2 protein-coding genes are annotated in these 749 nt (G+C 80.9%); one reads left to right on the plus strand and one right to left on the minus strand.

The genetic code is table 11. The features are described 5' to 3' along the window. Positions 1-423 (plus strand): GNAT family N-acetyltransferase (locus tag ABEB16_RS19060; protein ID WP_345713786.1); only part of this gene is annotated, 423 nt, incomplete at its 5' end. Positions 424-517: 94 nt separating this feature from the next. Here the strand turns inward: ABEB16_RS19060 and ABEB16_RS19065 are convergent. Beyond that, the coding region (locus ABEB16_RS19065; protein ID WP_425560258.1) for a hypothetical protein at positions 518-749 on the minus strand (232 nt) is incomplete at its 5' end.

Genomic DNA, 749 nt, shown 5'->3' on the forward strand with positions numbered 1-749 from the left:
CGCTGGGACGGCGACGTGCTCGCCGCGCACACCCTCGTCGCCGGGCCGCCGGGTGCGGTCGTCGGGTCCGTGGTGTGCTCCCGCGGCCTGCTCGGCGGGCGCCCGGCCGTCGGGCTCGGTCCGCTCGGGGTGCTGCCCGCGCACCAGCGCCGCGGGGTGGGCTCGGCGCTGGTGCACGCCGCGCTGGCCGCCGCCGACGCCCTGGACGAGGTGGCGGTGCTGCTGCTCGGCGCTCCCGGCCTGTACGCCCGCTTCGGGTTCGTCCCGGCGGCCGACCTCGGGATCCGGGCACCCGAACCGGCCTGGGGCGAGCACTTCCAGGTGCGCACGCTCACCGCCTGGACGCCGGGGCGCGCCGGCCCGTTCCGCTGCGCGCCGGCGTTCGACCGGCTGGGCGGGGAGCCGGGAGGTGTGGACCGGTGACGGGACCGGCCGGCGCGACGGCGACCTCGGGTGAGCGGGACCCGCCGGGCGACCACCCCGCGCCGGCCACCGGCGCGGGGTCGTCGCGGCGGCCTCAGACCGCCAGCGCGGCCGCCACCAGCAGGGACACGGCCTCGCCCGCCCGGCCCTCCAGCAGGGCGACGTCCGCGCGCGCGAACGGGTCGGCCACCGCGGCCGGTGCACCGTCGCCGCCCGTCCCGGCGACGACGAGGTCCTGCACGAGAAGCCGCAGCTCCGCCACCAGCCGCCGCTGCAGGGGCGTCACCTCCCCCGACCACCCGGCGCTCGCCGAGCGCAGCGCGTCG

Origin of the sequence: Kineococcus glutinatus, from assembly GCF_039542765.1 — a bacterium.
GTDB classification, from domain to species: Bacteria; Actinomycetota; Actinomycetes; order Actinomycetales; family Kineococcaceae; genus Kineococcus_A; species Kineococcus_A glutinatus.